Origin of the sequence: Roseivirga pacifica, assembly GCF_900111145.1 — a bacterium.
GTDB classification, from domain to species: Bacteria; Bacteroidota; Bacteroidia; order Cytophagales; family Cyclobacteriaceae; genus Roseivirga; species Roseivirga pacifica.
The window spans coordinates 1,056,654-1,082,864 of sequence record NZ_FOIR01000001.1; the positions used below are offsets into that span (position 1 = coordinate 1,056,654).

At 39.9% G+C, this 26,211-nt stretch carries 25 protein-coding genes; 24 read left to right on the forward strand and 1 reads right to left on the reverse strand.

Going from position 1 to position 26,211, the window contains the following annotated elements; genetic code table 11:
• Window positions 1-669 (reverse strand): heme exporter protein CcmB, encoded by a 669-nt coding sequence (locus tag BMW98_RS04670; RefSeq protein ID WP_245733484.1) that lies wholly within the window; start codon window positions 667-669, stop codon window positions 1-3.
• A 46-nt stretch (window positions 670-715) separates the two neighbouring features.
• On the opposite strand from BMW98_RS04670, the gene cysC reads away from it, so the two are divergent.
• The 24 genes from cysC to BMW98_RS04790 all read left to right on the forward strand — a co-directional run bounded on the left by cysC (window position 716) and on the right by BMW98_RS04790 (window position 26,210).
• Window positions 716-1,570, forward strand: a complete 855-nt coding sequence (gene cysC, locus BMW98_RS04675) for an adenylyl-sulfate kinase (protein ID WP_090257319.1) — start codon at window positions 716-718, stop codon at window positions 1,568-1,570.
• Window positions 1,557-2,462 carry a sulfate adenylyltransferase subunit CysD gene (gene cysD, locus BMW98_RS04680; protein ID WP_090257321.1) on the forward strand — a complete coding sequence of 302 codons (906 nt, stop codon included), beginning with the start codon at window positions 1,557-1,559 and terminating at the stop codon, window positions 2,460-2,462. The genes cysC and cysD overlap by 14 nt, the downstream gene beginning before the upstream one ends.
• Window positions 2,462-3,724, forward strand: a complete 1,263-nt coding sequence (gene cysN, locus BMW98_RS04685; RefSeq protein ID WP_090257323.1) for a sulfate adenylyltransferase subunit CysN — start codon at window positions 2,462-2,464, stop codon at window positions 3,722-3,724. The genes cysD and cysN overlap by 1 nt, the downstream gene beginning before the upstream one ends.
• Entirely contained in the window at window positions 3,724-4,488 is a 765-nt protein-coding gene (gene cysQ, locus BMW98_RS04690) for a 3'(2'),5'-bisphosphate nucleotidase CysQ (RefSeq protein WP_090257324.1), read from the forward strand. Before cysN ends, cysQ begins: the two co-directional genes overlap by 1 nt.
• 2 nt (window positions 4,489-4,490) lie before the next feature.
• Window positions 4,491-5,768 (forward strand): nucleotide sugar dehydrogenase, encoded by a 1,278-nt coding sequence (locus tag BMW98_RS04695; protein WP_090257326.1) that lies wholly within the window; start codon window positions 4,491-4,493, stop codon window positions 5,766-5,768.
• The gene (locus tag BMW98_RS04700; RefSeq protein ID WP_090257327.1) at window positions 5,768-6,823 is read left to right on the forward strand and encodes an NAD-dependent epimerase; all 1,056 of its coding nucleotides are present in this window, start codon (window positions 5,768-5,770) and stop codon (window positions 6,821-6,823) included. The genes BMW98_RS04695 and BMW98_RS04700 overlap by 1 nt, the downstream gene beginning before the upstream one ends.
• On the forward strand, window positions 6,823-7,953 hold the full coding sequence (locus BMW98_RS04705; protein WP_222843602.1) for a DegT/DnrJ/EryC1/StrS family aminotransferase: 1,131 nt from the start codon (window positions 6,823-6,825) through the stop codon (window positions 7,951-7,953). Before BMW98_RS04700 ends, BMW98_RS04705 begins: the two co-directional genes overlap by 1 nt.
• 136 nt (window positions 7,954-8,089) lie before the next feature.
• Window positions 8,090-8,614 carry a helix-turn-helix domain-containing protein gene (locus tag BMW98_RS04710; RefSeq protein WP_090257329.1) on the forward strand — a complete coding sequence of 175 codons (525 nt, stop codon included), beginning with the start codon at window positions 8,090-8,092 and terminating at the stop codon, window positions 8,612-8,614.
• The gene (locus tag BMW98_RS04715) at window positions 8,607-9,113 is read left to right on the forward strand and encodes a UpxY family transcription antiterminator (protein WP_090257331.1); all 507 of its coding nucleotides are present in this window, start codon (window positions 8,607-8,609) and stop codon (window positions 9,111-9,113) included. Before BMW98_RS04710 ends, BMW98_RS04715 begins: the two co-directional genes overlap by 8 nt.
• A gap of 11 nt (window positions 9,114-9,124) precedes the next feature.
• Window positions 9,125-11,755, forward strand: a complete 2,631-nt coding sequence (locus BMW98_RS04720; protein ID WP_090257333.1) for an SLBB domain-containing protein — start codon at window positions 9,125-9,127, stop codon at window positions 11,753-11,755.
• 200 nt (window positions 11,756-11,955) lie between these two features.
• Window positions 11,956-13,074: a hypothetical protein gene (locus BMW98_RS04725; RefSeq protein WP_090257334.1), complete on the forward strand. Its 1,119-nt coding sequence runs from the start codon at window positions 11,956-11,958 to the stop codon at window positions 13,072-13,074.
• A 156-nt stretch (window positions 13,075-13,230) separates the two neighbouring features.
• A complete protein-coding gene (locus BMW98_RS04730; protein ID WP_090257336.1) occupies window positions 13,231-14,415 on the forward strand; it encodes a UDP-N-acetylglucosamine 4,6-dehydratase in 1,185 nt (394 codons plus the stop codon).
• A gap of 13 nt (window positions 14,416-14,428) precedes the next feature.
• Window positions 14,429-15,583, forward strand: a complete 1,155-nt coding sequence (locus BMW98_RS04735; protein WP_090257338.1) for a LegC family aminotransferase — start codon at window positions 14,429-14,431, stop codon at window positions 15,581-15,583.
• Window positions 15,580-16,629 (forward strand): N-acetylneuraminate synthase, encoded by a 1,050-nt coding sequence (neuB, locus tag BMW98_RS04740; RefSeq protein WP_090257340.1) that lies wholly within the window; start codon window positions 15,580-15,582, stop codon window positions 16,627-16,629. Before BMW98_RS04735 ends, neuB begins: the two co-directional genes overlap by 4 nt.
• Before the next feature lie 13 nt (window positions 16,630-16,642).
• Window positions 16,643-17,608, forward strand: a complete 966-nt coding sequence (locus BMW98_RS04745) for a UDP-3-O-(3-hydroxymyristoyl)glucosamine N-acyltransferase (RefSeq protein ID WP_090257341.1) — start codon at window positions 16,643-16,645, stop codon at window positions 17,606-17,608.
• Window positions 17,609-17,613: 5 nt separating this feature from the next.
• Complete coding sequence (gene neuC, locus BMW98_RS04750; protein ID WP_162844679.1) at window positions 17,614-18,777, forward strand: UDP-N-acetylglucosamine 2-epimerase; 1,164 nt, start codon at window positions 17,614-17,616, stop codon at window positions 18,775-18,777.
• Window positions 18,778-18,780: 3 nt separating this feature from the next.
• Window positions 18,781-19,461, forward strand: coding sequence for a PIG-L deacetylase family protein (locus BMW98_RS04755; protein ID WP_090257344.1), 681 nt, complete (start codon window positions 18,781-18,783; stop codon window positions 19,459-19,461).
• Window positions 19,448-20,494, forward strand: a complete 1,047-nt coding sequence (locus BMW98_RS04760) for a nucleotidyltransferase family protein (RefSeq protein WP_090257346.1) — start codon at window positions 19,448-19,450, stop codon at window positions 20,492-20,494. Before BMW98_RS04755 ends, BMW98_RS04760 begins: the two co-directional genes overlap by 14 nt.
• Entirely contained in the window at window positions 20,491-21,183 is a 693-nt protein-coding gene (locus tag BMW98_RS04765; protein ID WP_090257347.1) for an acylneuraminate cytidylyltransferase family protein, read from the forward strand. Before BMW98_RS04760 ends, BMW98_RS04765 begins: the two co-directional genes overlap by 4 nt.
• Before the next feature lie 20 nt (window positions 21,184-21,203).
• Window positions 21,204-22,562 (forward strand): hypothetical protein, encoded by a 1,359-nt coding sequence (locus BMW98_RS04770; RefSeq protein ID WP_090257349.1) that lies wholly within the window; start codon window positions 21,204-21,206, stop codon window positions 22,560-22,562.
• A 1-nt stretch (window position 22,563) separates the two neighbouring features.
• On the forward strand, window positions 22,564-23,721 hold the full coding sequence (locus BMW98_RS04775) for a hypothetical protein (RefSeq protein ID WP_090257350.1): 1,158 nt from the start codon (window positions 22,564-22,566) through the stop codon (window positions 23,719-23,721).
• On the forward strand, window positions 23,718-24,650 hold the full coding sequence (locus BMW98_RS04780) for a WavE lipopolysaccharide synthesis family protein (protein WP_090257352.1): 933 nt from the start codon (window positions 23,718-23,720) through the stop codon (window positions 24,648-24,650). Before BMW98_RS04775 ends, BMW98_RS04780 begins: the two co-directional genes overlap by 4 nt.
• Window positions 24,647-25,855, forward strand: coding sequence for a lipopolysaccharide biosynthesis protein (locus BMW98_RS04785; protein ID WP_090257354.1), 1,209 nt, complete (start codon window positions 24,647-24,649; stop codon window positions 25,853-25,855). Before BMW98_RS04780 ends, BMW98_RS04785 begins: the two co-directional genes overlap by 4 nt.
• Window positions 25,833-26,210, forward strand: coding sequence for an HAD family hydrolase (locus BMW98_RS04790; RefSeq protein ID WP_090257356.1), 378 nt, complete (start codon window positions 25,833-25,835; stop codon window positions 26,208-26,210). Before BMW98_RS04785 ends, BMW98_RS04790 begins: the two co-directional genes overlap by 23 nt.
• Window position 26,211: the final 1 nt, after the last annotated feature.

Consider the following 26,211-nt stretch of genomic DNA (forward strand, 5'->3'; position numbering starts at 1 on the left):
CTATGAGCGCCAAAGATAGGGGAATAACATGTACGATACCGCAACAATTATTGCATTTATCGCTACCAGTAGAAGAATATCGTCCATGTAGAGGCTTCGGTTTATACCGTCCATGGCGTTTTTCGATGCCTTAATGATAACAAGTAATAAGGGCAGCAAAACAGGGAAGCTCAAAATAGCGATAAGCGAGGTGCTATTTGGTGCTTTGGAGGCTATGCCTGAAAGCATGGTAAGTGCACTAGAAAGCCCGAAGGAAGCAAGTAGAACAACCAAAGCGAACATGGTTAAATCCTGAATAGGGTTGCCCATTACAAAACTGTAAAAGAAATACCCGGCAAAAGACAGAATAGTCATGATGGTGCCGTAGTAAACTATCTTAGATAGTATGATGTGCTGAGGACTTGCGAGCGAATAATAGTACAGCAGTCTACCCTCATTTTCTTGAATAAAACTCTTGGCAATGGAGTTTATTGAAGTGAAAAGTATGATAATCCAGAAAAGAGCATTCCATGTAACTAATTGTAAATCAGTGTTTTTTATGTTAAAGCTCAAATAGCATACAAAAATGGTAGAGATTATATACAATAGCATGCCGTTAAGTGCGTACCTTTGTCGCCATTCGGCCAAAAATTCTTTTGAGATTAATGTAAAAAAAGAGCTTTTCATCATTGAATTTCAAATATATACTAGGTTTGTGAATTAACGAACTTAAGGCATGGTAGATAGTAGGCTTAGGCATATTGCAAAATCCGTTACCTGGAGAATTGTGGGTACATTGGACACAATGTTGCTTGCTTGGGTGATATCGGGGAGTCCTGTTACAGGATTAAAGATTGGCGCAGCTGAGATTATCACCAAGATGATTTTATACTACCTGCATGAACGTGTTTGGTATAGGTTAAATTTTGGTCTTGATAGAAAACGAGAAAGAAGGAAAAGGCTAGAGCGGGCAAAAAGCGTTGCAGAAAACATTACAAAGCAAAGCTTTAAGATTAATAGAGAAAAGCGAGAAGTGCTTTTGAAACAACAACCAATAGTTGTTTGGTTTACTGGATTGTCTGGTTCTGGTAAATCAACAATGTCGAATTTACTAGAGAATGAACTGCATGAGTCTGGTTTTAAAACCTATGCCTTGGACGGAGATAATATCCGACATGGACTATGCAATGATTTGGCCTTTACGGATGAAGACAGAGTTGAGAATATTAGGCGCATTGGCGAGGTTTCGAAGTTATTTGTAGATGCAGGTATTGTGGTGCTTTCTTCATTCGTTTCTCCGTTTAAGGAGGATAGGGATAGGGTTAAGCATTTAGTAGGTGAACATAGGTTTATTGAGGTTTTTGTGGATTGCCCTATAGAAATTTGCGAGCAGCGTGATGTAAAAGGGCTTTATAAAAAGGCGAGAGAAGGTCAGATTAAGAACTTCACTGGGATTGATTCCCCTTTCGAGTTGCCAAAAAATCCTGATGTTGTACTGAAGACAGCAGGGGAAAGCCCACAAGAGTCGCTTGAAAAGTTATTAAAAGTAGTAGAATCAAAAATATCACTCAGACAAAATGTCGAAGTATAATTTAACCCACCTTAAAGAGCTAGAATCGGAAGCGATTTATGTTATCAGAGAGGTGTATTCACAGTTCGAAAAACCCGGAATTTTGTTTTCTGGGGGGAAAGATTCAATTGTTGTAACACATTTGGCTAGAAAGGCCTTTTGGCCAGCTAAAATTCCCTTTCCATTGGTTCATATCGATACTGGTCACAACTTCCCCGAGACGATTCAGTTTAGGGATAATTTGGCAGAAAAGATAGGCGCAGAACTAATTGCTCCGTCTGTTCAAGAGTCTATTGATAAAGGTAGAGTAAGGGAAGAAACTGGTAAAGATGCTTCAAGAAACTGGCTTCAAATCACGACTCTTCTTGATGCTATTGAAGAGCATCAGTTTGATGCTTTGATGGGAGGAGCCAGAAGAGATGAGGAAAAGGCACGTGCGAAAGAACGCTTCTTCTCACACAGAGATGATTTTGGCCAGTGGGATCCGAAAAATCAGCGTCCAGAGCTTTGGAATCTGTATAATGGTAAAAAGAATTTTGGTGAACATTTCAGAGTATTCCCTATTTCCAACTGGACTGAGATGGATGTTTGGCAATACATTTTGGCCGAAAATATTGATATTCCTTCTCTCTACATTGCTCATAACCGAGATGTCATTTGGAGAAATAATTCTTGGCTGCCAATGTCTGAATACATTCAGTTAAGAGAGGGAGAAGAGGTAGTGAATAAGCAGGTTCGTTTTAGAACACTAGGGGATATTACCATTACTGGTGGAGTTGAGTCTGGAGCAGATACGGTAGAAAAAATTATAGGTGAAGTGGCTGCCGCGCGCCAAACAGAGCGTGGCAACAGAGCAGACGATAAACGCTCTGAAACAGCAATGGAAGACAGAAAGAAGGAGGGGTATTTCTAATGGAAAAGTCTTACTTAGATATGGAGCTTTTGCGCTTCACTACAGCGGGCAGTGTTGATGACGGGAAAAGTACGTTAATAGGAAGGTTGCTATTTGATAGTAAATCTATCTTCGAGGATCAGCTCGACCACGTAGCCAGTTCTAGTAAAAAACGCGGTTTGGAACATACGGATTTAGCGCTGCTAACGGACGGTCTGAAAGACGAAAGAGAGCAAGGGATTACGATTGATGTGGCCTATAGGTATTTTGCTACTCCAAAAAGAAAGTTCATAATCGCTGATACTCCAGGCCATATTCAATACACAAGAAACATGGTTACGGGAGCCTCTACGGCTAACTTAGCTTTGATTTTAATTGACGCAAGAAAAGGCATTGTTGAGCAGACTTGTAGGCATAGCTTTATCGCTTCCCTTCTTCAGATTCCTCACATTGTGGTGTGCGTGAATAAAATGGATCTGGTTGATCACAGTGAAGAGGCTTTTGAGAAGATTAAGTCTGACTATAAAGACTTTGCGGCTAAGCTTGATGTGAAGGATATTAGGTTTATACCTATTAGCGCCTTGAATGGCGATAATGTGGTTAACAGGTCTGAGAATATGCCTTGGTATGAGGGCGCCACGTTGTTGAATACGTTGGAGACAATACACATAGCTAGCGACTACAATCACATTGATGGAAGGTTTCCTGTTCAAACAGTACTTAGGCCAAAGAGCGATAAATATCATGATTATCGAGGTTATGCCGGTAGAATTGCTGGTGGAATTTTCAAAAAAGGTGATGAGGTGACTGTTTTACCTTCAGGTTTTACCTCAAAGGTGAAGCAAATCCATTTAATGGAAGAAGAAATTGAAGAGGCTTTCGCTCCAATGAGTGTTGCCATGACACTTGAAGATGATATAGACCTTGGAAGAGGGGACATGATTGTGAAAACTGGTAATCAGCCCAATGTTTCTCAAGATGTTGATGTGATGCTTTGCTGGTTTTCTCCACAAGGGCCCCAAGTAAGGTCTAAGTATACATTAATGCATGCTTCGAACGAGGTGAAAGCGATGGTTAAAAATATTCATTATAAGCTTGATATAAATACGCTTCATAAGGAAGAATCTTATGATAAAATCACCTTGAATGATATCATAAAAGTCTCTTTAAGAACAACTAAGCCAATTATGAATGACAGTTACCGTAAAAACAGATCTACGGGTGCTTTAATTCTTGTCGATGAGGCTACAAACGAAACTGTAGCCGCAGGAATGATTGTGTAATGGGTTATTCATTAGACGAATTATTATCAATAGCTCGAGAAGCCTCGAGCCATGCAAGTAAGGAAATACTGAAAATATATGAATCTGAAGACTTTGGTATAGATATGAAGTCAGATGATTCTCCTTTAACAAAGGCCGATAAGAAGGGACATGAGGTCATTTGCTCGCACCTTGAAAAAACGGGTATTCCAATCTTAAGTGAAGAAGGCAAGCATACAGCCTACGAAGAAAGAAAAAACTGGGAAAGGCTTTGGATAGTGGATCCTTTAGACGGCACAAAGGAATTCATTAAGCGTAATGGAGAGTTTACGGTTAACATTTCTCTTATAGATAATGGGAAACCAATAATTGGTGTGGTAGATGCTCCAGTTTTGGGTGTTCAATATTACGGAATTAGTGAAAAGGGCGGCTTTAAATCAACAAATGGAGTTGAAGACAAGCTGAATGAAATATCTGCTTTTGATGAGAAAAAGGAAGGACTGAAGGTGGTAGCTTCTCGTTCTCACCTCAATGAAGAAACACAAAGTTTCTTGAATAAATTAAATGCCCCAGAAATAGTTTCAATGGGAAGTTCCCTAAAATTCATGATGGTTGCTGAAGGAAAAGCAGATATTTATCCTAGATTTGCCCCTACCATGGAGTGGGATACTGCCGCTGCTCATGCGATTATTTCTGCAATGGGTGGTAGGGTAGTAACTCCAGAAGGTGTTGAATTAATCTATAACAAACACAATTTACTAAACCCGTACTTTCGGGTATACTAGTCATGAGTGACAAAATCGCCATAATCGGATTAGGCTATGTAGGACTCCCTCTTGCAGTAGCTTTTGCAGAGAAGTACCACGTGGTTGGTTTTGATATTAATGAAGCCAGAGTAAGAGAATTGAACGCTGGTAACGACCACACTTTAGAGGTTGAGGATGACTTGTTGAAGTCTGTTTTATCCACAAAGGATGCTTCTAAAGGCCTCTTCAATTCTTGTAACTTAGAAGATATTAAGGATTGTAATATTTTTATTGTTACTGTTCCTACGCCAATAGATAGTGATTCTAACCCCGACTTAACACCTCTGGTTAAGGCTTCGGAGACAGTGGCAAAAGTATTAAAAGCTGGAGATGTTGTGATTTATGAATCAACGGTTTATCCTGGGGCAACGGAAGAAGACTGTGTTCCAGTTTTAGAAGAGAAATCGGGGCTAGTATATAACAAGGATTTCTTCTGCGGGTACTCGCCAGAAAGGATTAACCCAGGAGATAAAGAACATACTGTTACCAAAATACTGAAGGTTACTTCTGGTTCTACACCTGAAATTGCAGAGAAGGTAGATCAATTGTACAAATCAGTGATAACTGCTGGTACTTACAAGGCCGCATCTATCAAAGTAGCTGAGGCTGCAAAGGTAATTGAGAATTCGCAAAGAGATATAAATATAGCCTTCGTCAATGAGTTGGCAATGATATTCAACAAGTTGAATATTGATACTGTAGACGTGCTAGAAGCTGCAGGTACTAAATGGAACTTCCTTCCGTTTAGACCCGGTTTGGTAGGAGGCCATTGTATTGGTGTAGATCCTTACTATTTAGCTCAAAAGGCAAAAAAAGCTGGCTACTACCCTCAAATTGTCCTTTCAGGTAGAAGACTTAATAATAGCATTGGTCCCTATGTAGGAAGCCAAGTGGTGAAGTTGTTAATGAAAAAAGGCAAGGTTATCAATCATTCTAAAGTCTTAGTATGCGGAATTACCTTCAAGGAGAACTGTCCCGATATTAGAAACTCTAGGGTCATAGATATTGTGACGGAGCTAGGTGAATTTGAGGTGAAGGTAGATGTTTATGATCCTTGGGCAAATGCTGAAGAGGTGAGGCATGAATATGGGATAGACCTAAAGGAGAAGATAAGCATTGGTGATTATGACGGAATTGTTTTAGCTGTGGCACACAATGAGTTTAAAGAAATACTCAATGCAAATACGCTTTCCTCTAGTCAGGTTATTTATGATGTGAAGTCCATCCTTCCTAAAGAATTAGTAACCGCAAGACTGTAATGGCAAAAATATTAATTACTGGAACAGCCGGTTTCATAGGCTTTCATTTAGCAAAGAAGCTATTGGAAAGAGGCGATGAAGTAGTTGGGTTAGATTCCATTAATGATTACTATGATTTACGGGTTAAGTATGGTCGCTTAGGGCTTACTGGCATTGAGAAGGATGCTATTTCATATGGTAAACTTGTTTCTAGTACCGTTTATGATGCCTATAAATTCATACAGCTGAACCTTGAAGACCAACAAGGAATTAACAATCTATTTAAGCAACAAAAGTTCGACAATGTAATTAATCTGGCTGCACAGGCCGGTGTAAGATATAGCATTGAGAATCCTCAGGCTTATGTTGATAGTAACATTGTTGGTTTTGTCAATATTCTTGAGGCTTGCAGGCACAATAGTGTCGAGCACTTGTCATACGCAAGTAGTTCTTCTGTGTATGGGCTGAATGAAACAATGCCATTCTCCATACATCATAATGTTGACCATCCGATAAGCTTGTACGCTGCAAGTAAGAAGAGCAACGAATTAATGGCGCACACTTACAGCCATTTGTTCAACCTACCAACAACAGGCCTGAGGTTTTTCACCGTTTATGGCCCATGGGGTCGTCCTGATATGGCGCTCTTCTTGTTCACTAAGGCGATTTTAGAGGGAAACCCAATTAACATTTTCAACAATGGTGAAATGTCGAGAGACTTTACTTACATAGATGATATAGTTGAGGGAGTAATTAGGGTGAATGACAATCCGCCAAAGGGCAATCCAAATTGGTCGGGCAAAAATCCAGACCCAGGTACGGCAAAAGCTCCTTACACTGTTTATAATATAGGAAACAATTCGCCAGTGAAACTGATGGATTTTGTTTCTACCATTGAGAAGTGCTTGGGCATGGAGGCAGAAAAAAACTTTATGCCGATGCAGCCAGGCGATGTTGCTGCCACTTATGCTGATGTTCAGGATTTAATCAATAATTTGGGGTATAAGCCAGAGACTAGTTTAGAATATGGTGTTGGCGAATTTGTAACGTGGTACAGAGAGTTTTATAAAGTGTGATGGAGCCAATCAGAATGGTGGACCTTGTCGGTCAATACACCAAAATAAAAGAAGAAGTTAAGTTGGAAATTGATAAGGTGTTGGAGTCAGCAACATTTATCAATGGGCCAGTGGTTCATGAGTTCCAAGCGAATTTAGAAGAGTACCTTGGAGCCAAGCATGTCATTCCATGTGCCAATGGTACCGATGCCCTACAAATCATCATGATGGCTCATAACTTTCCAAAGGGGGCGGAAGTGCTAGTACCTTCATTCACTTATGTGGCCACAGTTGAGGTAATAGCGCTACTAGGTTTCAAGCCTGTTTTTGTAGAAGTTTATCCTGATACCTTCAATATTGATATTGAAGACCTTGAGTCAAAAATTACAGATAAGTCTGTGGCAATTGTTCCTGTTCATCTTTATGGTCAGTGTGCCGATATGGACAGGTTAATGGCAGTTGCCAAAAGGAATAATCTCAAAGTCTTTGAAGACACTGCTCAGGCCATTGGTGCCGAATATACGTCATCTGACGGCAGTGTATCTAAAGCAGGTACAATTGGCGATGCAGGAGCCACTTCTTTCTTCCCTTCGAAGAATCTTGGGGCTTATGGCGATGGTGGTGCCATTATGACCAATGATAATGAACTGGCTGCAAAGCTAAGGATGATTGTTAACCACGGTCAAAGCAAAAGATATTACCACGATTCCATTGGGGTGAACTCTCGCTTGGATAGTATGCAAGCCGCAGTATTGAAGGTAAAACTAAAATACCTAGATGGATATAATGAGGCTCGTTATCAGGTTGCCTCAAGGTATTCTGAAGCATTCTCTAAAGCTGATTGGATTACACCTCCTGTAGAATCTGAGTTTAGCACGCATGTTTACCACCAGTACACTATGAAACTAGCCGATGGCGTAGATCGTGATGCATTGGTCAATCATTTGGCTGCACACGATGTTCCAGCTATGATTTATTATCCGGTACCAAATCATTTGCAAAAAGCTTATGCATACTATGGGTACAAAGAAGGGGATATGCTAAACACAGAAGACCTGTGTTCAAGAGTGGTTTCTCTGCCTATACATACAGAAATGAATGATGAACAACAATCGTTCATTATTGAAAAGGTGCTCTCTTTTCGATCTTAATCTTTTTAGAACTAGTATTTCCTAGAATAATATAAAATTCTTCGTTTCCCTTTTTGAAGTGAATAAAGAATGAGTAGTTTTACTACTCAAAGCTAAGTCTCAGTTGTGACCGACCAGGCGAAGCTGTATCCAACTCATGTTAGAGGCGCTGATTTCTTCTAAAACCCGAATCAAGCTACTACTAAGGCTTTTCCTCAATCCTGAAAGTAAGTCGTACTTAAGGGGGTTGGCCGATGAGTTCCAAGAAAGCACGAATTCCGTTAGGTTGGAGTTATCTCGTTTTGAAGAAGCGGGAATGGTGGAAAGTGAGTTAGTTGGGAATAAGAAGCTATACAAGGCCAATCAGACCTTCCCTTTATTTAAAGAGGTTAGGAGTATTTTACTTAAACAAACTGGCTTGCAGAGTATCATTGATCAGGTGGTTGCCGAGCTTGGTGATGTAAAAAGAGTTTACTTAACTGGTGAACTGGCCAAAGGCAGGAGTTCTGAAGTAGTGAGTCTCGTTTTTGTGGGTAATCCAGAAAGAGTATTTTTGACGGATTTAATTCAAAAAGCAGAAAAATTGATTGAAAAAAAGATTCAGTATTTGGTTTATAGCGAAGCTGAATCTTTGGAAATCGATTTTGCCAAGGAAAAGTATCTATTGTTGTGGAATGAGTAAAGCGCAAAGCAAATATTGGACTGCATTTTACACCAAACCTCGCAATGAGAAAAAGGTGAGTGAACGGCTAAGTGATTTAGGCTACGAAATTTTCTGCCCTGTTAGAACTGTGCTTAAGCAATGGTCTGACAGGAAGAAGAAAGTAAAGGAGCCTTTGTTTACTTCTTACATTTTTGCAAGAGTTGATGAAGTGTTACGCCAAGAAATCCTAAAGGATCAGGGAATTGTAAGCTCCGTTTTTTGGTTGGGTAAGCCTGTTGTTGTACGAGACTCTGAAATAAGAGCAATTGATGACTTTTTGAGTGAAAATCCTGAAGCAGATGCTGTTTCAAGAATCTTTCATGAAGGAGAAAAGTTACAAATCACCGATGGGCCACTGCGTGGCGAAACGGGTGAGTTATTAAAGATAAAAGGAACGAAACTAATTTTAACAATAGAGTCACTGGGCTTTTCACTTGTTGCTGAGGTAGCAAAAAGTAGAGTGCAGCTAGTGAGCTAATATTGAATTATATGGATTCAAAAAGAATTTTTGTTGGGTTGATTATACTGGTGTTGACCGTGTTTTCAGCGGCTCACTTACATGCGCAGAACGCTCAAAGCCTGTCAGGTGCCAATCTGGCTACCATTAATGTCGATGATTTATCTGATCAAGACATTCTCAACTACATGAAACAAGCTGAGAATAGTGGTTTTACAGAACAGCAACTAGAAGCAATGGCGCGCCAACGCGGAATGCCAGAATCTCAAATTTCGAAATTGAGAAGAAGAGTAGAGCAACTGCGAATGGGCGTTGGAATGGATCCTGAATCAGAACTCAAGCCTACAAATACTAGTGGTCGTCAAGAAGTAATTTTTAATGAAGGAGATGTTTTTGGTAAACTTGGAGGAAACAACCCTGAAGAAAACTTGACTGAAGAGGAGAAAAATATTTTTGGCTATGATCTTTTTCATTCTGATGTTTTAACCTTTGCTCCTAATCTAAATATTCCAACTCCGGACGATTATGTGCTGGGCCCAGGTGATGAAATAATCATTGATTTATGGGGCGCAACACAGCAGTATATTGCTTTGGAAGTTACTCCAGAGGGGTATGTTAGGCCTGAAAATTTAAGCCCTGTTTATGTGAATGGCCTAACAGTAGCGGAATTGCGCGAAAAGGTTGGCGAGCGATTGAGCCAAATTTACAGCGGAATTAAAGGGACAAATGGACAAGCACCATCAATTTTTTACCAGGTAAGCCTTGGTAAAATTCGTACAATCAACGTTGCCATTGTGGGAGATGTAAATAGTCCTGGTAATTACGCATTGAACTCACTTTCGACAGTATTTACAGCACTTTATGCAGCTGGGGGGCCATCTGAGAATGGAACCTTTAGAAAGGTTAGACTTATCCGAAACAACAAATTGGTAAAGGAGGTCGATTTATACGAGTTTTTAGTTACGGGTATAAAGCAAGGCGATATTCGAGTAAAAAGTGGCGATGTGGTTTTGGTTAAATCATATACTAACCGTGTTGAAATTGATGGAGAGGTTAAAAGAACGGGCCTTTTTGAATTAACAGAAGGTGAGAGTTTCAATGACCTTTTAGAATATGCAGGAGGCTTTACCAATACCGCCTATAGGTCGTTGGTAACAGTGAGAAGAAGTGGCCAAAGAGAACGAGAAGTTATAGACATTACTTCCGATGAATTTGCCTTATTTCAACCGAAAGACGGTGATGTGTTTCAGGTGACTCCTATTCTAGATCGATATAAAAACAGGGTTCAAATTGAAGGAGCTGTTTATCGAGAAGGTGAATATCAATTAACTGATGGGTTAACCTTGAAGCAACTAATCGAAAAGGCTGATGGCTTGAGAGGAGACGCCTTCCTTACTAGAGCTACCATTTATAGAACAAATGAGGACTTTTCACAAAACACGGTACCTGTAGACTTAGGTAAGTTAATGTCAAGCCAAATAGAAGATATTCCATTGATGAGAGAGGACTTGGTGCGTATTAGTTCGATTTACGACTTGAAGGAAGAATATTACGTTTCAATCTCTGGCGAAGTTCTTGAAGGAGGTGTATATCCTTTCTTTAACACCATGACAGTTCAAGACCTGATTATTATTGGTGGAGGACTAACAGAAGGGGCTTCGGGTTCGATGGTTGAAATTTCAAGACGAAATAAGGATGCCAATCTTAATACAACGGCTGAGATTGTAACTATTCAAATTGACAAGAGTCTTTCTATAGACACAGAGGATAGAAATTTACTACTACAACCATTTGATCAAGTGTATATTAGGAAATCTCCTGGATATACGGTTCAACAACAGGTGACTGTTGAAGGAGAGATTGGAGCTCCAGGCACATATTCTATCAGCAGGAAGGATGAGCGCGTATCAGACATTATAAAGAGAGCCCAGGGAATCACTCAATATGCCTATCCAGAAGGGGCTATTCTGATTAGACAGACTGAGTTTTCTTCCAACAAATCCAACGGGGAGATTTCTCAGCAATACTTACAACAGTTAAGAGCTAAACTTCTTAGTGAAGAGTCTGAATTGAAAAATATTAGTCAAGAACGGCTAATTGAAAGACTAAATAAGGTAGAAAATAGGGCAAATGTTAATTCCGAGGAAGACTTGGTGGGAAGTAGAGTAAAAAGAGATTTAATAGAAGATATTGCCGAGCAAGACTCGTTAATAAGGGATATTGAGCTAAAAGAAGAGGAACCAGTAGCATTGGATCTAGTTAAAATCCTGAATGAACCAGGCTCGAAGTATGATTTCATAGTTAAGCCTGGGGATGTTATATCTGTCCCAGGGAGACTGGAGACCGTTCGGGTGGCAGGAGAAGTGACTTCACCACTTAACTTACGGTTTGACAAATCCTTCAATTTTAAAGACTATATTTATCAATCTGGAGGCTTCTTAATTACGGCCAAACGTGGTAGAAGCTACGTTCAGTACCCAAATGGCGAACGCCAAGGTGTAAAGCGATTCTTGTTCTTCAAGAAATATCCTAAAATTGAACCTGGATCAACAATTTTTGTGAGTAGGAAGAAGGAAAAGCAACCGATGAGCTTACAAGAGGTATTGGCTATAACATCTAGTCTTGCTACTATTGTTTTCTTAGTTGACAGGATTACAAATTGATGACTTAATTAACTCACTTTTTTATGGCTAATGCCTATTGTGTGAGCAGATTATAGACGAATTTAATGCTAAGAGAGAAATTGATAGTAGGCCCAGCCAGTAATTGTAGTCTCTGGTTCTTTGGCTTTAATAGTTAATAGGTAGAGTAACTGGATTGGACTATTTTACTTTGTTAAATCTTTACTATTATCGAAAATTTAATGGATGGTGATATAAACAGAAGGAGTATTGATTTGGTTTTTTTGGCAAAGTTCGTTTTAAACGCTAGAAAAATTATTTTGACAATTACTACGGGCTTCGTGTTGATTGGGATAATTATAGCTTTGCTAAGCCCTGTGTATTTTTCGACTAATGTTACTTTTGTGCCACAAAACTCTGGTGGGGAGAAAGCGCCAGGTGGTCTGAGTAATTTGGCAGCTATTGCTGGAATAAACATAAACGGTGGCGATGCTAGTAGTATTTCACCAAGCCTTTACCCCAATATTTTTGAAAGCGTCCATTATCAAAAAGAATTGCTCAACTCTGAAATAACAGTGCATGACCTTGATACTACTGTTACACTGTTTGAGTATTATAGCAAGTTTTACAAGCCAAGGTATGGTGAAAAATTTTTAAACTACATTGGTGAGGTATCAGATTTTTTCCGACATGCAATAGTCGGCTCTTCAGAAGTAGGCGATCCATTGAATCAAAGCGATGTAGGCCAAGAGGGTATAGTGTATATTTCTAAGTCAGAGTTAGAAGTTATAAGAAAGATAAAAAGTCAAGTATTTATATCCGTGAACGATTTGGATGGCTATGTTAAGATATCTGCAGAAATGCCTGAGGCACTATCTTCTGCGCAGGTAGTATATCAGGCTATGTCTATTCTACAGAAGAAAATTGTAGCCCATAAGATTCAAAAAGCAGAGGTACAATTGGAGTTCATAGAGCAGCGTTATCAAGAAAAGTTAAAAGAATTTAGGAAGGTTCAATTAGAATTGGCAGAGTTTCGTGACAGAAATGCTAATATTAGTACGGCAATAGCTCAAACAGAATTACAGGTGCTTCAGTCTAAATATGATTTGACATATAGTGTTTTTCAGGAGTTAGCGCAGCAGCTCGAAACCCAAAGAATACAGGTAAAAAAAGACACACCTCTCTTTACCATTATTGAACAGGTAGTAGTGCCAGTAGAAAGGTCACGACCCCGAAGAGCAATTATGGTTATACTCTTTGGACTCGTTGGGTTTACTTTATCAATTGTTTTTTTTATTGCCAAATACTATTTCTTACCAACCGAGGTGAATAAAAAAATAATTAAGTATAAATCTAGTTAGGGCTCAATTTAAAGTGGAGCTTCAAAGCGCCTATTATGGCTTGGATTTGAAAAATGTCACTAAATCAAGAAATGTATTTTCAGCTTACCTGACGGGTCAAGCCATAAATTAAAGCTTCTTTCGAAGCTGATTTAATCCAAGAAGTTAACGTTATACATGAGATTCTTAGAATTAGTTGGAAGAAATAAGGCCCTTTTTACTAAAGACATTAATGAAAGAGAAGAAGAATTAACCACAAAGGTTGGTGAATCTTCCTTTTTGGTCTTAGGAGGTGGTGGGTCCATAGGTCAAGCAGTTGTTAATGAGATTTTTAGTCGACAGCCAAAAAAGCTACATGTTGTTGATATCTCTGAGAATAACTTGGTAGAGTTGGTCCGTGATTTGAGGAGCTCTCATGGGTATATCAAAGGTGATTTCAGAACATTTGCCCTTGATATCGGATCATGGCAGTATGATGCATTTATAGAAAAGGACGGACAGTATGATTATGTGTTGAACCTGTCGGCCCTCAAACATGTGCGTAGCGAGAAAGACCCCTACACACTGATGAGGATGATCGAAGTAAATGTTTTCAATACCGATAAAACCATTAGGCAAAGTATTGAAAACGGGACGAAGAAGTATTTTTGTGTGTCTACTGACAAGGCTGCCAATCCTGTCAACATGATGGGGGGCTCCAAGCGCATAATGGAGAAGTTTCTAATGAGAAGGTCAGTCGAGATTGACATTTCCACGGCACGATTCGCCAATGTGGCATTTTCTGATGGTTCTCTATTGTTTGGTTTTAATCAAAGGCTGGCTAAGAAGCAACCTATTGTGGCTCCAAATGATGTGAGGCGCTATTTTGTTACCCCAAAGGAGTCAGGTGAATTATGTCTGATGTCATGTATATTCGGAGAAAATCGTGACATTTTTTTTCCAAAATTGAGTGAAGAACTTCACCTCATCACATTTGCCGAAATAGCCAGAAAGTATTTGCAGGCAATGGGTTATGGGGTAAAAGAGTGTAAAGATGAGGATGAAGCAAGAAAATTGGCCAAAGAGCCCTTAATTAAGGATTGGCCCTGTCTCTTTACACCCAGTGATACCACAGGTGAAAAAGACTTCGAAGAGTTTTTTACCAGCACTGAAAAGATCGACATGGAGCGATTTAATAACCTTGGAGTGATCAAAAATGATTTGGATCTCGACCTGGAAAGTATTACATATTTCGAGGAAGAGATTGAGGCAATCAAATCTAAGGGAGACTGGACCAAGGCCGAACTTGTCGACCTATTTTTCAAAATGATCCCCAATTTCGGTCATAAAGAAACAGGTAAGTATCTGGACGGTAAGATGTAACAAAGGGCAAGAGGTGGATAATCGTTTTAGGGCATTTTGTGGGCAGGTAAAGAGCCTGTTCGGACATCAGGAGTTTATTGCTTTGCATGAACCTAGGTTTTGGGGTAATGAGCAAAAATACCTCTCGGAGACTATTGAGTCTACATTCGTTTCATCAGTAGGAGCGTTTGTTGACAAGTTCGAGTCTGAGTTTGCTACGTTTACCCAAACAAATAGAGCCGTGGCGGTGGTCAATGGTACTGCTGCGTTGCAGGTTTCTCTCAGGTTGGCGGGTGTTGGAGAAAATGACGAGGTAATAACACAATCTCTTACTTTCGTAGCCACCGCCAATGCCATTACCTACAATCACGCGCATCCCGTGTTTGTTGATGTAGATTTGCAAACCATGGGTATGTCGCCTACAGCTCTCGGTGATTTTCTGGAAGAGTTTGCCGAACTGAGAGAAGATGGTTGTTACAATAAGTCTTCAGGAAGGCGTATTGCGGCATGTATGCCCATGCACACATTCGGGTTTATGTGTCAAATGGATCAGATCACGGCAATCTGCTCAAAATGGCATATTCCGGTTGTTGAAGATTCCGCAGAGGCTCTTGGCAGCTCTTACAAAGGAAAGCCAGCCGGGAGTTTTGGTACCTTCGGTTCATTTTCATTCAATGGCAACAAAATCATCACTTCTGGTGGTGGTGGTGCCATCGTTTCAAATGATGTAGAGTTGGGTAACAAGGCCAAATATCTCACGACAACCGCAAAGGTGCCGCATCGCTGGGAGTACTATCACGATGAGCTAGGCTATAACTTTCGAATGCCAAATCTAAATGCAGCATTGATTTGTGCTCAACTTGAGAAATTTACTTTTTTGAAAGAGAGCAAAAAGGAGCTATACGAAGACTATCGACAATGTATAGCTGACTATGGTCTTAGACTGAAGGCTATTCCGGAAGATACAGACTGGAACTATTGGCTGATGAGTGTGGAGCTGGAAGGAGAAGATGAGAGAGATGCCTTTCTTAAATGCACCAATGATTTGGGCGTAATGACCAGGCCGATATGGCAGCTAATGCATCGTTTGCCTATGTATGCCGACTGCCGAAAAGATAGTCAGGTGAATGCCGAGTACCTAGAAAAGAGAATAGTGAATATCCCGAGTAGTGCCAGAAAAGTCCAATGAAACAAAATAAGGTTATAATTATTGCCGAAGCAGGAGTCAATCACAATGGTAGTACAATACTGGCCAAGAAACTCATCGATGCTGCTGCACAAGCCGGAGTTGACTTGATTAAATTTCAAACATTTAAAGCAGAGAAATTAGTATCAAAAGGTGCACAGAAGGCCAGTTACCAGAAGAAAAACACCAATGAGAAAGAGGAAGGTCAGTTCGAGATGCTCAAGCGGCTCGAATTAACGGAGGCCCAACATGAAGAACTCATTGCCTATGCCAAAGAAAAAGGCTTGGAGTTTTTTTCAACGGCATTTGATACGGATGGACTCGAGTACTTAAACAGCCTTGGTTTTAGCAGGTTTAAAGTACCCAGCGGTGAGATCACCAATTACCCCTACTTGAAAAAAATTGCATCCTTCAAGAAGCCCGTGATACTGTCTACGGGAATGGCTGATATGAAGGAAATCAAAGAGGCCGTGGACTTGCTTACCTCGAAGGGATTGCCCAAAGGGGATATCACCATTTTGCATTGCAACACAGAGTACCCCACCCCCATGGAAGACGTAAACCTCCGCGCAATGAAAACCATTGAGGTGGAAATGGGTGTTAAAATTGGCTATTCAGACCATACTTTGGGTATTGAGGTGCCAATAGCCGCTGTAGCCTTAGGAGCAGTAGTCATTGAAAAGCACTTTACACTCGATAGAAGTATGCCTGGCCCAGACCATAGAGCATCACTTGAACCAGGAGAGCTAAAGGCTATGGTTGCGGGCATTAGAAATATTGAAAAGGCCATAGCTGGAAATGGGCGTAAAGAACCCAGCAAGAGCGAACTGAAAAACCGTGTCGTTGGTCGAAAATCCTTATTCTTTGCTCACAATATGAAAAAGGGCCAGACTATTGGTGAAAACGACTTAATGACCTTGAGGCCAGGTGATGGCGTTTCACCGATGAAAATGAAAGAAATTATCGGAAAAACACTACTTACCGATGTGATGGTCAATGAGAAACTGAATTTGAGCCACATCATACATTCATTATCGAGTAACAATTGAAGCTAATTTTATTATGGAAAAGCTATCAAAAAAAATAAATCTGTCCGATATTACAGCTATCACAAATGGCGATTACTTGTTCCTAGGTACCAGTGAGGACGTAAAAATAGACAATATAAGTATTCAGGGAGAAGAGAACGTTGGAACACTTGACTGGTGTAGTGGCGAAACAGAAGAGGCAATACTCGGGTACTGTACTCAGGCAAGCGCAGGTTTAATTCTAGTGAAGAAAGTAGAGCAATTTGAGATGCTCAAGAGTCAGGAGAAACTTCCAAATTTATTATTGGTTGAGAATCCAAAATTGGTCTATGCGAAAGTATACGAACAATATAAAGTCAGCTCGGTTCCCTCAGTATCATCAAGCGCATTGATCAATGAAAAAGCCACTTTAGGAGCAAATCTATCTGTCGGAGATCACTCGGTGATTGGCAATGTCAGATTAGGCAATAATGTAAAGATAGAGAACAATGTAGTGATTTATGATGGTGTTTCAATTGGTAATAATGTTAAGATAGGTTCGAACACGGTAATAGGCAGCGAAGGGTTTGGTTACATTGAAGATGGAAACAATGTTTTAGTTAAGTTTCCTCACATAGCAAGCGTCATTATAGAAAATGATGTAGAAATTGGTAGCAATACGTCAATTGACAGAGGAGCCCTTAAGCATACCACTATCAGAACAGGTGTGAAGATTGATAACCTGGTTCACATTGCTCATAATGTGGAAATTGGCAAACATTCACACATCATTGCCAATTCTATGATTGCAGGTAGTGTTAAGATTGGTGAGAGAGTATGGGTTGCTCCAAGCTCAAATATTTTAGAACATTTGCACATTGGAGATGATGTAAAGATTGGAGTTGGTAGTGTTGTAACTAAGAATATCCCAAGTGGTGAAACTTGGACAGGAGCACCTGCTAGAGAGTTAGGCTCTTTTTTGAAAACCCAAAGAGCATTAAAGGGATTAATTGATTTATAGGTGTTTTGAAAAAGATAATCGCAGTCACCGCGGCTAGGTCAGAGTATGACCTATTGCACTCAGTTTATTTAAGATTGAATGAAGACGCAGGTTTTGATTTCAAGCTTATTGTATCAGGCCCTCACTTGAGTCCAACTTATGGCCTTACAGTAGACCAGATCAAGAAAGATGGTTTTGTAATTGCAGATTATTGCTTCAATCTGCTGGACTCTGATGAAAAGTTAGCAAGAGTAGTCTCTGTTGGGAATCAAATCCCTCTAATTGCACAGACGCTTTATCGAGAAAACCCAGACTTGGTTATTGTGGCCGGAGACAGGGAAGATGTCATTTCCGTATGTATTACAGCTGCCTATATGAGTATTCCCGTGGCACATTTTTTTGGAGGAGATATTGCTAAAGATGGAAATATTGATAATACCGTAAGGTATGCAGCAAGTAAATTCGCTAATGTCCACTTCACCACACTCCATGAACATGCTGAAACTCTTAAAAAGCTAGGTGAAAATGATTGGAGAATCCATGTGGTCGGTAATCCGGCATTAGACCGTTTTCTATCAACTAAAGTCTGTTCAAAGAGAGATTTACTTAAGAATTTGGACGTAGACCTATCTGAAGATAGAAAGTATGGAGTCGTTATTCAACACTCAATATTAACCGAAGTAGATCAGCAGGAGCGACAGATGAGAAATACCATGGAATCGCTTTTGAAAACGGATTTATTTTATTTTATCAATTATCCAAACTCAGACCCTGGTAGTTTGGATATTAGGACAGTCATTAATGAGTATTGTACGAAATATCCAGATCGTTTTTTCAGCTTCAAAAATCTAGACCGAATAGTTTACGTAAATCTCTTACGTTATGCATCGGTTTTAGTAGGTAATTCGAGCAGTGGTTTGTTGGAAGCTCCTTCTTTGAATCTACCAGCAGTGAATGTAGGTAATAGACAAAGAGGTCGGGTTCACGGTGAGAATGTTATCTTCGTTGACCATGATCAGCAGCAAATCCTTTCAGCTATAGATAAATGTTTAAATGATGTTGATTTTCGAAATTTGGTAGAAGAATGTAAAAACCCTTACGGAGACGGTGACAGTGCTCAAAAAGTAATTCAGGCTTTAAGGAATCTAAAGTTTGATGATGAATTGATATATAAAAACATCACTTATTAGAAAATGTGTGAATCAGTCTTAGTTGTATCTGCTCATCCCGATGACGAAATACTCGGAGCGGGCGGGACTTTAGTCAGGCATAGGGAGGTAGGAGATAAACTTTCCTGGCTTATAGCTACTGACTTATTTGAGCGACACGGTTTTTCCCCAGAACGAATAGCAAGTCGTCAAAATGAAATAGCCATGGTTGCAAATCAACTCTCAATGGATACATATCAACTTGACTACCCGACTATGACGCTAACTTCGGAGGATTTGGTAGATTTGGTTCCAAAAGTTTCTGAAGTAGTCAACAAGGTAAAACCATCAAAAATTTATTTGGTCAATCGCTCAGATGCTCATTCAGATCATAGGGTACTGTTTGACGCGGTGATGGCTTGTACGAAGTCATTTAGATACCCATTCATAAGAGAAGTGTTCATGTACGAGTGTCTGTCTGAGACAGAGTTTGCACCGCCACTTGCCGAGAAGGCATTTATTCCTCATTGCTATGTTGATATTTCTGAGCAAATAGACGAGAAATTAGAGCTTATGCGTATCTATGAATCCGAGTTAGGCTCGCATCCCTTTCCTCGTTCTATAAGAAATATTAAAGCATTGGCCACCTTTCGAGGCGCAAGCTGTGGAGTAGAGTACGCTGAAGCGTTTCAAATATTGAAATCATACCGTTTTGAGAAACTATAAGGAGCACTTAATTGGATGTGAAGTAACCTTGAAAGAGGCTCTCGCTAGATTAGATTTTTTGGCAGCAGATGCGATTCTTTTTGTTTTAGATAAGGATCAAAAACTACTCGGAAGCCTTACAGACGGGGATGTGCGAAGAGGCCTGTTAAGGGGGGCAAGTATAGGAGATAAAGTGTGGAGGTTTATTCAGCCTAACCCCAAAAGTATTCACAAAGCCAGGTACTCACTTCATGAGATCATTGATCTCAGAAAAAAGAATTTTAAGATTCTTCCTGTAGTAAATGATGAAGGTTTCATCATTAATGTCATTAACTTCAGGTTTTTAAAATCATACTTGCCTGTGGACGCTTTGGTGATGGCCGGTGGAAGAGGTTCACGTTTACGCCCTTTGACAGATCAAACCCCTAAGCCCTTACTTAAAGTAGGAGAAAAAGCAATTATAGACCACAACATAGATCGGTTAAGGAGCTTTGGCATCGATGACTTCTATATCTCTGTTAGGTATCTGGGAGAACAGTTGGAAGAACATTTTGCCGAGAGAAATCTTAAAGAAATTGGCCTAGAGTTTATTTGGGAAAATGAACCTTTAGGAACTCTAGGTGCGGTAAGTTTGATAGAAAACTTCAAACATAATTATGTGCTCATTACCAATTCAGATATCCTGACCACAATGGACTATGAGCGTTTCTTTCTGGATTTCATTGACAAGGATGCGGATATGTCGGTGGTGACCATTCCCTATGACGTGAAAATCCCTTATGCTGTCATGGAAACCCGCCAGGGAGAGGTGGTTGCATTTAAGGAAAAACCTACCTACACCTATTACTCCAATGCCGGGATTTATCTTGTGAAAAGGGAAATACTTGATCGCGTTCCTGTAAATACGTTTTATAATAGTACTGACCTTATGGAAGATCTGATTGAAGGTGGTGGCAAGCTCATATCTTACCCAATCAGGGAATACTGGCTGGATATAGGCAAGCATGATGACTTCCAAAAGGCCAATTTTGACGTTAAGAATCTCGATCTTTGAAAGTCTTATTTCTTATTCCAGCAAGAGGAGGGTCGAAGGGCTTGCCTGGCAAAAATATAATGCCTTTAAATGGTAAACCTCTAATTCAATATACGCTGGAGGCAGCAAAAGGTGTAGCCAAACCCGGAGATGAAATTTGCGTGAGTACTGATGATGCTGAAATTATACAAGTAGTGGAAGGTTTTGGGATTCCGGTGCCTTTTGTAAGACCCGGAGAATACGCAACTGACACAGCCAGTTCTCAGCAGGTTATTGAGCATAGTTTGCACTGGTATAAGGAGAAGAATATCACTTTTGATGTGGTAGCTTTGCTACAACCTACCTCTCCTTTAAGAAACTCTCAAAATATAAAACAGGCACTGGAGCTATGGGATTCTCAATTTGATATGGTCGCTTCAGTGAAAAGTACAGATGCTAATCCATATTATGTGCTAAGAGAAGAAAACGAAGAAGGTTTTCTGGAGCCGTCTAAAAAAGGAACCTTTAAAAGAAGGCAAGATTGTCCGGATGTATGGGAGTTAAACGGAGCGATTTATTTAATTAACCCTTCAAGCGTCACCACAAAAAAGATTTCAGAGTTTAAAAAAGTAAAAAAGTACATAATGAAGAAATACGAGAGTGTTGACATTGACGACTTTCATGACTTTAAATTTGCTGAATATTTATTGACCGGAAATATCAATCTCTGAGCAATAAGTAATCCTCAATCATGAAATCTTTAGGCTTTCTAAGACGGATAGAATCAGATCAGCGAAGTGAGCAAATTTTGTTCAAAGGTATTCAGGTTTGGCCGGTAATCAGGGTATATCTGGCCATGCAAAAAATGGCAAATTTGGAGGTAAAAGTCGGTATACCTTCGAAATTCGGCTTGAAGGATGTCTTTAGTGGTTTTACCAACTACTTTGCTAAATATGACTACCTGATTTTCTCCAACTCCAGTGTAAGGATAGCATATGAGTCCAAATCCTTAGACAGATGCGTTGGGATGATCTCTACAAAATTTCGGAAATCGCTCTTAATAGAAACACCGCACGGTTACAATACCACAAGTAATCTGAAGCCCTATGAAGAGAGAAAGGTGTCTTCCTTGCTTATTCATGGAGTCATGAAACTTTATACTATATTCTTCTTAAGGAAAGTTGAGATCACCGAAGAAGAGTATTTGCAACAGGTCATTGATGATATATTACCCTACTTCAACTATAAGCAGGTAATCAAAAAGTTCTGGAGTAAATATGTGGTTTATTCCTGGTTGCTGCGATTCTACAGGCCCAAAGCGGTTTTTGTGGTATGTTCCTACACCAATCATGGTTTGGTTTTGGCTTGTAAGCGGCTTAAAATACCTGTTTTGGAGGCACAGCATGGCCTCATCAACCGGGCACATCAGGGTTATTCCTTTTTTCGATCCTATGATTCTGATCTTTTTCCTGATTACCTGCTTTCCTACAGTACATATGAAAAAGAAGTCTTAAAAGGGGCCAATTTTATTCCTTCAGAAAGGGTAATCCCTGTGGGAAATTTCGCACTAGAGCATAGCTTAAAGAAGTTCGACAATTGGGATAATTATAATAGACAAAAGAAAAATTACCAATACACCATTTGTGTTTCGGGCCAGAGCCACCTTGAAGAGCAACTTTATGGAATATGTAGAGTCATTGCCCTAAAAAATTCAGGCCTGTTGTTTTGGTACGTCCCCAGAAGAAGAGAATGGCAGCCAGAAACTCTGGATGATGAAGCCTTGGATAACTTGATCATTGTGCGTGACGAGAGCATTTATAAACTCATGAATACTGCCGACTATCACATGACATGTTTTTCTTCATGCGCATATGAAGCGCTTGTGCTTGGAAAAAAAAATCTGCTAATAGATGTTAACGGGCAGGCGAGCAAGGTGCTATATGATTTGATGGGCGATAATCAGAACAACCTTTTTGTCAATTCGCCTGAAGAGTTTCTCGAGAAATTTCCGGCATTTTCAAGGATGGGTGCGGGCACTAACGAAAAGCAATTTTCTGAACGAAACTATATCAATAATTTAGGCAGATTGTCTGAATTATTAACTCAATAAAATGACGGAGGGAACCCTCAAATTAGAGGTCGACTGGTATACACACTTATTTGCCATTTATTGGTTCCTGCTGCTTTTTTCAACCACCCAGATTTTAGGAAGAGTAGGGTTGCTGCTACCCGTATTATTTGGTTTGTTGGTGTTCCTAAAGTATGCGAAAGTAATTTTGAACGCACAGGTAGTTATGGTCTATTTGTTGTTGGCCATTGCTGCATTTTGGATATCAGCGGCATATAGGCGAACCGGAGAAGATATTATCGCTGCCCTCACCAGTTCACTACTTATTTTCTCAAATCTTGGAGTAGCCTTTTTAGTAGCTCAATTTGATGGTAAGAAGCTATACCGGGTAGTACTGGCCTTTAACATCTTCATGGTATCTTATATAGTTGTCATGAGATTAGCAGGTTTTATTGTCCTCGATGCGATCCAAATCATATTCCAAAGTAGCTCCTACCATTTACTCGCATGGCTACTGTTCATACTTAATACATTGGTACTGCTTCCTTTAGCACATTCTATTGAGAAAAAGAAAATCTTACGTCTTTCGTTTACCTTTTTGTTGGCGATGGTCAGTCTGCAAGGCAGATCAGGAATCGTTATGGGGTTTTTGATATTATTTTATGTGTGCTGGGTTTATTACCGAAAGTACTTCGCACTCACTGTTTTTTTGGGGTTAGTATTTGGGGTGTCAGGCGTGGTTTCCTTTGACCCTGAGAGCTTGAGCTTTATTTCAGATGATTTATACTCAAGAGGGGCAAAGCTTGGACCGAGAGAAGCACTCTATGGATGCTATTACCTTCATATAGGGTGGTCTGAATTTCTGTTTGGGTTTAACAAGGCTGGTCTAGTGGGCGACTGCATTGCTCCCATTGACCCTAAATCTGTGGGTAGAACAGAAAGTTCTATTTTATCATTAATATCAGAATCAGGTTTGATAGCTGTCTTGCTTCTGGGAATTCTCATCAAACACATGATAAGAGGTTTCAAGGGTAACAAGATGTTCTTAGTTATGGTAGGAGCACTGTTGTTCAGAGTGATAAGCGCTGATTTCTTGTTTTCGACTGTGTTTGATTGGTTCATTTACTTTTTAGCTTTCTCTTATACATTTGCTCCTCATAAGAAGGTGCCACAAAATTCTGAGGCCATTTCATATTTATGATATCATTTATTATACAGGGACCTTATTTCAAGAGGAAGGGACAGACCACTACTCATTTTGCCTTAAAACTGAGAGCTCTCAACCCAGATTGTGAGATTATCTTTTCTACCTGGGAAGGCGAGGAGGTTGAAAATGAAAATGCATTTGATAAGATTATTTACAATGTTGACCCGGGTAGTTCGGGTATCAATATCAATGGAAAAGGTATAAATGCCGACAGACAGCTCGTGAGTACCCTCAATGGTTTGAAGGAGGCTACTAAGCCTTATTGCATTAAGCTCAGGAGTGACTGTCTAATTCTCAAGCCTGAAATATTAGACTTGTTGAAAAAGCATTGTGACCGTTATTCCATGCGACATGATGACAATGAAATTGCCATTTTCAAGAACAAAGTAGCTGTCTCCAATGTCACCACAAAATATCCAAAGTTAAGCACTGATCCCTGTTTTCATCTCTCCGATTGGTTCTATTTTGGTCTCAAAGAAGACTTAATCGACCTTCTGGATATTCTTCCTTATAAGCAAGCGGGTTATGATAACAATCCGACTAGTCGTACAACGGTAGCACCAGAGCAGCACATTATCATTTCGTGGCTCAAGAAACATAAGCTTTGGCAGCCGGTGTTTGAAAATTCAGTAGAGAAGCACCAAGAAGTTCTTCACAATAATTTCGTAATCATCAGCTACAACCAACTAGGTTTGAAATGTTATAAATTTGGATACCACCTACCTATTGGCACCAATGGTTTTTTGAGTTATACGAAATTTGATTTTGCCAAAGAGTATTCCGCTTACTTCAAAATCGGACATCAAACCCAGTTGTCTGGGATTGAAGAACTACAAAACTCATCAATAAAAGGCTACCACTGGCTGCGTTTCAGACTAATAAGAATGGCAATTTGGCTTAGGAGAAGCCTGAAAAAAAGGTGAAAACAAAAGATCTCTTTGTTGTTTATGGAGTAAGTAGCATCACAGGAGCCTTGCCGTTCATTTTTGCTCCTGTCGTATCAGATATACTTGAGGTGGAGGAGTTTGGGTTTTATAACCTTTTGCATAGCTCTGTGTATTTTCTCATGCCCATTCTTACCCTTGGCTATCAGACTGCCATCAGGTCTAAGATAAGTCAGTCTCCTTTCCTTTTTCGAAAGACCATTCGAACCTGGGGCGGCCTTATCTTGTTTCAGTCCGTTGTGGTCTCATTAATATATGCTATTGCCAGGCTACTCAATCTGGTAGAGCTTGAGACCGTAAACTTCCTCGTAGTGGTAAGTGCTGCCATCCCCATTGCTGTCATGTCATTTCTGAGAATTTATTGGGAGTTGCTTGAGCGTTTTATTTCTATTTCTATCATCAAGTTTGTTTCAACCCTTTCCGTTTACCTATTGGTGCTTCTATTCCTTGAGTTTCAAGGAGGCTATTACTCTAGAATAATTCCTCAAATACTCGTTTATACGGCTGTTTGTGGAGTACTATTACTCCTCATTTTCAAAGAAGGAGGCCAGACTGAGGGGAAACCACCCAAGCATAAAGAACTCTTGGGAATTGGCTGGCCACTGACACTCGTTTCCTTTTTGGACCTGTTTGTGTTGAATATGGACAAGTGGCTGGTGCTGACTTTTCGAGGAGATTATGAACTAGGCCTGTATACGGCCTATTTCTACTTTTACACGGGACTTGTTTTCCTCGCTACGCCATTGGGTAGCATCATTGAAACCTATATTTTTAAGAACAAGAAAGAGGCCTCGCATCTGAGGTTATTATTGTATGGTATTGTCTTCGTACTGGTTACAATTTCTCTGGTATTGAATTCACAACTTGTCGATTTGTTGTTTGGTGAAGACTATATGCAACACTCCTTTCTCGTGGCAGTCTTTGCCTTTGCAGGGTTCTTTAGGGTTCTGATATCAGACCGTATTCGAGATCTGGTTCATATTCGGGGACAGAAGCAATCTGCCACTGTGTATTTAATTTGTACAGTAATCTTTGGTGTGATAATATATTTGGCAGCTAAATTGGGTAACTATATACACATTGCATTTGCCATATTAGGCTTCAACCTGATAATATTCCTTTTTCTAACCTTACTTTATCGAAATCTAAAACTAAAGCTAAATGAGAATTTGTCTAGACCTTGATGGTGTGATTTGTAGCCTGAAACAGCCAGGTGAAACCTATATGGACGTAGTGCCACTTCCGGGTGCAGCAGAGAAAATCAGAAAGCTGCGCGAGGAGGGCCACTATATAATGATACAAACCGCCAGACATATGAAAACCTGCGATGGAAATGTGGGCAAAGTAGTGGCCCGCCAAGGAAAGACCACGCTCGACTGGCTAGAGAAGCATGGCATAGAATACGATGAAATATTTTTTGGCAAGCCATGGGCTCAGGTTTATATTGATGACAATGCCATGAGGTTTTCAAGTTGGGAAGAAATTGATGGAGACGGCTCAAACCTTCCAACTTCTACAGAATCTAAATTAAAGATTTGAC